The following is a 5,965-nucleotide window of genomic DNA, read 5'->3' as shown; positions in this document are numbered from 1 at the left end:
CGCGGCTGTCGGCCGGGCCGTTCGTGCGGCGCGCGCTGACGACGACGTTGACTACGAGCGCCGCGAACAGCGCGAGCACCCAGCCCACGCCGTACACGCCGGCCACCGGCGCGAAGCCGGCGAACGGGCCGTCGACCTGCGCATAGCCGCTCGCAAGCCACGGAAAGCCCGTGAACACGGTGCCGCGCGCCCATTCGCCGAGCGCCCAGGCGCTGGCGAACGCGAACGCGCCATGCCAGCTCGGCGCGAACGCGCGGCCCGCGCCCCGGCCCGAGGCGAGCGCCCAGATCAGCGCGGACAGCGCCGGATACAGGCACAGATACAGACAGAACAGCGCGAGCGCCCCGCCCGCGATCCACGCGGCCATCTCGCCGTACACATGCATGCTGATGTAGAGCCACCAGATGCCGGTCAGGAAGTTGCCGAAGCCGAACGCCGCGCCCGTCAGCGTGGCCTGCCAGCGCGTGCCGCTGCGCGCGAGCTGGGCGTAGAACCACACGAACACCAGCAATTGCAGCCAGCCGCCGTGCGGGGTGGGCGCGAAGCTCAGCGTATTGGCCGCGCCGGCCAGCAGGGCCGCGGGGAAATGCCAGCGGGGCAGCGCGCGGCGGGCCGCCGCGAAGGTGGCGCCGCGCGGCGCGCGGGACGTGAACGATTCGGCCATGGGGGCGGGCAGGGGTAGGGGCGGGGCGGCCGGACGATCAGTCGTCGGCCGAGTCGTTGCGGCGGCCGGCGAGCGGATCGCGGCGCACCAGCAGCACGTGGATCTGGCGGGCATCGCCGCGCTGGATCTCGAAGATCAGCTTGCCGAGCCGCAGCTTCTCGCCGCGATGCGGCACGCGGCCGAAATGATGGGTGATCAGCCCGCCGATGGTATCGACTTCCTCGTCGGAGAAATCGGTGCCGAAGGTTTCGTTGAACTGGGCGATCTCGGTCAGCGCGCGCACGCGGAAGCGGCCGTCGGGCGCCGAGATGATGTTGCCGGCTTCCTCGTCGAAATCGTATTCGTCCTCGATGTCGCCGACGATCTGCTCCAGCACGTCCTCGATCGTGATCAGGCCGGCCACGCCGCCGTATTCGTCGACCACGATCGCGAGGTGGTTGCGGTTCACGCGGAAATCGTGGAGCAGCACGTTCAGGCGCTTCGATTCGGGGATGAACACAGCCGGGCGCAGCATGCCGCGCACGTCGAATTCCTCTTCCGCGTAGAAACGCAGCAGATCCTTCGCGAGCAGCACGCCGATCACGTTGTCGCGGTTCTCTTCGTAGACCGGGTAGCGCGAGTGGGCCTTTTCAAGCACGAACGGGATGAAATCCTCGGGCTTGTCGGCGATGTTGAGGGCGTCCATCTGGGCGCGGGGCACCATGATGTCGCGGGCGCAGAGATCGGAAACCTGGAACACGCCCTCGATCATCGACAGCGAATCGCCGTCGATCAGGTTGCGCTCGTGCGCGTCCTGCAGGATTTCGAGCAGTTCGCCGCGAGATTCGGGCTCGGGCGAGATGAAGTCGGTCAGGCGCTCCAGCAGCGAGCGCTTTTCGGGCGGTTTGTCGGTGGACTTTCGACTGGGATACGAATCGTTCATGGTGGTGCGCCCGGGCGGACCGCAGGCGCGTTGTCACGGAGTTGGCAAGGATACACCAAGGCCACGGCGCTTCCGTGTCGGCCGAACGGCCAACGCGGCGGCCGGCCTGGAGCGGCGCGGATCCATCCTAACCCGGAATCGGCGCCGCGCGCATCTCGGGAAACAATGCCGGGCGGAACCGGCCCGGCCGGGCTCAGGCGCAGCGCGCCAGCAGGGATTCGAGCGCGCGATCGGGGATGCCGCTCTCGCGCAGCGCGGCCACGGTGCGCGTGACGTAGTCGAGCGTGGTGCCGTAGCGGCCTTCCGCGCAGGCGAACACGGCGCGCACGATCTCGTCGGACAGCTTGCCGGTATAGGTGGGCACGTCGCGGCGCATCACGAACGCCAGCGCGCGCACGCGTTCGCCGCTGGCGAGCGTGCAGGGCAGCCAGGCCGGGCGGTACGAGCCCATCGGCATTTCGCGTTTCCAGAGCGTTTCGAGATGCGGCATGGCCGTGGGGCCGGCGATGCGGAACGCGACGCCGCTGCACGAGCCGCCGCGATCGAGCGCCAGCACGAGGCCCGGCCGTTCGGCCGAGCCGCGATTGACGCGCGACCACAGATACAGCCCGCGATGGTAGCCGTGCACGCGGCCGTGCTGCTGTTCGGCCACCGGCAGGCCCGGATTCCAGATCAGCGAGCCATAACCGAACAGCCAGAGATCGGAGCGGCGGTCCCAGCCGTTCAGCGACGCGTCGAGCGAAACGGCCAGCTCGTCCTCGGTCAGCAGCCGGCCGTTGCCGATCGGCGGCGGATACGCTTGGGGGGCGGGGATCGGTGTGCTCAAGGCCGGATGCGGGGGGAATGAACGGGTGGCTTACTCGTACGGATTCGCGAAGCCGAGCTTGGCCAGCATATCGATTTCGAGCGCTTCCATTTCGGCCGCGTCCTCCTCGCCGAGCTCGTGATCGTAGCCTTGCGCATGCAGCGAGCCGTGCACCAGCAGATGGGCATAGTGCGATTGCAGGGGCTTGCCCTGCTCGGCCGCTTCCTTCTCGACCACCGGGCAGCACAGCACGAGATCGCCGATGGTCGTGCCGTCGGGCGCCTGCTCGTAGGCGAAGGTCAGCACGTTGGTGGGGTAATCCTTCTTGCGGTAGCCGCCGTTCAGTTCGCGGCCTTCCTTTTCGCCGACGAAGCGCACCGTGAGTTGCGCGTCCGAGAACAGCGTGGTGGCGAGCCATTCGGCGATCAGCTTGCGTTTGGGCAAGGTCTTGCGCACCTGCGCCGTGATTTCGTCGCCGTACTGGACGACCAGCTCGAGTTCGGGCTCGCCCGCTGGCTCGGATTCGTCGTCGGCGTCCTCGTCGCCGTCATCGCTTTCCGTTTCGGCTTCGGCGCCGACCGACAGCGTCAGGCTGTCGTAGTGCTCGGGGCGCAGCGTCAGGGTGGCGCGCTGCGAGATGTCGGCATGTTGCGCGACGATCGCGACCGAGGCTTCGCCGGAACTGCCGGACAGATCGAACATCAGCGCGCGGCCGTCGGGGAAATCGATGCGCAGGGCCTGCGCTTCGACGGTCTTGACCTTGCCGCGCTCGTCGAACAGCGATACGCGCGGTGCGCTCGGATGGGGGGCTTGCGGGGATTTGCGGGAGGATTTCATGTGTGCGGCGTCGAGGGCAACCGCACGAGGATACACCAAACGGCCAGGGGTTTTGGCCGGGGCGGCGGCTACCGGATCGCGTGTTTTTTCGGTTCCGCGGCCCGTGTGCGGGGGCGGTTTGCACGCGCGAGCGGGCCGTGGCGTGGCTCGCGGGCCGGGCAGCGACGAACCGACGCGCGACCGCCCGTCTCATGCGCTGGCATGCGGCGGGCGGTCGCTCGGGTGAAGCCGCTCAGGCGTCCTTGTGCTGCGCGTGGAACTCGTCGTAAGCCTCGACGATCCGCGCGACCAGCGGGTGACGCACCACGTCGGCGCTCGTGAAGCGCGTGAGCGCGATGCCGCGCACGGCTGTCAGCACCTGCTGGGCCTCGATCAGGCCGCTCTTGTGGCCGCGCGGCAGGTCGATCTGGGTGGTGTCGCCGTTGACGACTGCCTTCGAGCCGAAGCCGATCCGCGTCAGGAACATCTTCATCTGCTCGGGCGTGGTGTTCTGCGCCTCGTCGAGGATGATGAACGCGTGGTTCAGCGTGCGCCCGCGCATGTAGGCGAGCGGCGCGACCTCGATCATCTGGCGCTCGAACATCTTGGCCGTCTTGTCGAAACCGAGCAGATCGTAGAGCGCGTCGTAGAGCGGGCGCAGGTACGGATCCACCTTCTGCGACAGATCGCCCGGCAGAAAGCCGAGCCGCTCGCCGGCCTCGACGGCCGGGCGCGTCAGCACGATGCGCTTGACCTGATCGCGCTCCAGCGCGTCGACGGCGCAGGCCACGGCCAGATAGGTCTTGCCGGTGCCGGCCGGCCCGATGCCGAACGTCACGTCGTGCGCGAGGATCTGCTTCAGGTATTCGCGCTGCGCCGGGGTGCGGCCGCGCAGGTCGGCGCGGCGCGTGTAGAGCTTCGGCCCCGGCTCCTCGCCGGGCGCGTCGGGCTCGGCCGCGGGCGCATCGTCGAACGGATGGTCGGGATCGCCGCGAAAGCGCACGTCGGGCGCGCTGTCCTGGCCGCCGTTGCCGAGATGGCGCGTCTCGACCAGCGCGAGCTGGATGTCGTCGAGCGACAGCGGATCGCGCGCGCGGTTGTAGAAGTTCTCCAGCGTGGCGAGCGCGAGCTTCGCGCCGCGGCCGCGGATCGTGATCCGGTGGCCGCGCCGCTGCAGCGTCACGTCGAGCGCCTGCTCGATCTGGCGCAGATTTTCGTCCAGCGGGCCGCAGAGGTTGGCGAGGCGCGCGTTGTTGTCGCGCGGGGCGGTGAATTCCAGGCTTTGGGTCGGCTTCAAGGTAGCGTGGGCTTCCTTCGGTTGGACGCTTGGTTCAGTGGGTGGCGCGGCTGGCGTCGTCGTGGGCGAGCACGAGCTCGCCGCGCAGCGAATGCGGGTACGCGTGGTTGATCCGCACGTCGATCATCTGGCCGATCAGGCGCGGATGCGAGGCGACCGGCGCGGGGAAATTCACCACGCGGTTGTTCTCGGTACGGCCGGCCAGCTCGTTCGGATCCTTGCGCGACGGGCCTTCGACGAGAATCCGCTCGACTCGCCCGACCATCGACGCGCTGATCCGCGCGACGTTTTCCTCGATGGTGGCCTGCAGATGTTGCAGGCGTTTGAGCTTGACCTCGCGCGGCGTGTCGTCGTGCAGGTTGGCGGCCGGCGTGCCGGGGCGCGGGCTGTAGATGAACGAGAAGCTGGTGTCGTAGCGCATGTCGTGCACGAGCTGCATGGTCTTCTCGAAATCGTCCTCGGTTTCGCCGGGGAAGCCGATGATGATGTCGGTCGACAGCGACAGATCGGGCCGGATCGCGCGCAGCTTGCGGATCAGCGATTTGTATTCGAGCACGGTGTAGCCGCGCTTCATCGCCATCAGGATGCGGTCGGAGCCGTGCTGGACGGGCAGGTGCAGGTGGTTCACGAGCTTCGGCACGCGTGCGTAGACATCGAGCAGGCGCTGCGTGAATTCCTTCGGATGCGAGGTGGTGTAGCGGATCCGCTCGATGCCCGGCAGGTCGGCCACGTATTCGATCAGCGTGGCGAAATCGGCGATGTCGGGCGAGCCTTGCGTGAGCGCGCCGCGATAGGCGTTGACGTTCTGGCCGAGCAGCGTGACTTCGCGCACGCCCTGATCGGCCAGGCCGGCGATTTCGGTCAGCACGTCGTCGAGCGGGCGCGAGACTTCGTCGCCGCGCGTGTAGGGCACCACGCAGTAGCTGCAGTATTTGCTGCAGCCTTCCATGATCGACACGAACGCGCTCGGGCCGTCGACGCGCGCCGGCGGCAGGTGGTCGAACTTCTCGATCTCGGGGAACGTGATGTCGACCTGCGAGCGGCCGCTGGCGCGGCGCGCGTCGATCATCTGCGGCAGGCGGTGCAGGGTTTGCGGGCCGAACACCACGTCCACGTAAGGCGCGCGCGCGACGATCGCCTCGCCTTCCTGGCTGGCGACGCAGCCGCCCACGCCGATGATCAGGTTCGGGTTCGCTTCCTTCAGCTCGCGCACGCGGCCGAGATCCGAGAACACCTTTTCCTGCGCCTTTTCGCGCACCGAGCAGGTGTTGAACAGGATCACGTCGGCGTCTTCGGGCCGGTCGGTTTTCACGAGGCCTTCGGAGGCGTTGAGCACGTCGGCCATCTTGTCCGAGTCGTACTCGTTCATCTGGCAGCCGAAGGTCTTGATGTAGATTTTTTTCGTCATGGGGTTCGCCGTTCGCAGTGGTTGACCTGGGGGCGTCAATGCGGGTGAATCGA

The 5,965-nt window shown here is 68.0% G+C and carries 5 protein-coding genes and 1 pseudogene; all 6 read right to left on the bottom strand.

Annotation, left to right across the window (positions count from 1 at the left end; genetic code table 11):
- Window positions 1-664 (bottom strand): annotated as a pseudogene (locus tag G3N92_RS29625) (apolipoprotein N-acyltransferase); the annotation flags it as partial.
- A 37-nt stretch (window positions 665-701) separates the two neighbouring features.
- Window positions 702-1,586, bottom strand: a complete 885-nt coding sequence (locus tag G3N92_RS29620; RefSeq protein ID WP_206131123.1) for a transporter associated domain-containing protein — start codon at window positions 1,584-1,586, stop codon at window positions 702-704.
- A 193-nt stretch (window positions 1,587-1,779) separates the two neighbouring features.
- Complete coding sequence (locus G3N92_RS29615) at window positions 1,780-2,412, bottom strand: gamma-glutamylcyclotransferase (protein WP_206131122.1); 633 nt, start codon at window positions 2,410-2,412, stop codon at window positions 1,780-1,782.
- Window positions 2,413-2,442: 30 nt separating this feature from the next.
- Window positions 2,443-3,228 carry an rRNA maturation RNase YbeY gene (gene ybeY / locus G3N92_RS29610; RefSeq protein WP_206131121.1) on the bottom strand — a complete coding sequence of 262 codons (786 nt, stop codon included), beginning with the start codon at window positions 3,226-3,228 and terminating at the stop codon, window positions 2,443-2,445.
- Window positions 3,229-3,460: 232 nt separating this feature from the next.
- On the bottom strand, window positions 3,461-4,504 hold the full coding sequence (locus tag G3N92_RS29605) for a PhoH family protein (RefSeq protein WP_206131120.1): 1,044 nt from the start codon (window positions 4,502-4,504) through the stop codon (window positions 3,461-3,463).
- A gap of 34 nt (window positions 4,505-4,538) precedes the next feature.
- Window positions 4,539-5,912 (bottom strand): tRNA (N6-isopentenyl adenosine(37)-C2)-methylthiotransferase MiaB, encoded by a 1,374-nt coding sequence (gene miaB, locus G3N92_RS29600; RefSeq protein WP_206131119.1) that lies wholly within the window; start codon window positions 5,910-5,912, stop codon window positions 4,539-4,541.
- Between the last annotated feature and the right edge of the window lie 53 nt (window positions 5,913-5,965).

Origin of the sequence: Burkholderia sp. Ac-20379 (assembly GCF_017104645.1) — a bacterium.
Classification (GTDB): Bacteria; Pseudomonadota; Gammaproteobacteria; order Burkholderiales; family Burkholderiaceae; genus Burkholderia.
This window is presented reverse-complemented; position numbering and strand designations above follow the sequence as displayed.

Bases quoted from the DNA above. Each gene is read 5' to 3' on its own strand.
- ybeY (WP_206131121.1), bottom strand. From the start codon at position 3,228: ATGAAATCCTCCCGCAAATCCCCGCAAGCCCCCCATCCGAGCGCACCG.
- G3N92_RS29620 (WP_206131123.1), bottom strand. From the start codon at position 1,586: ATGAACGATTCGTATCCCAGTCGAAAGTCCACCGACAAACCGCCCGAA.
- miaB (WP_206131119.1), bottom strand. From the start codon at position 5,912: ATGACGAAAAAAATCTACATCAAGACCTTCGGCTGCCAGATGAACGAG.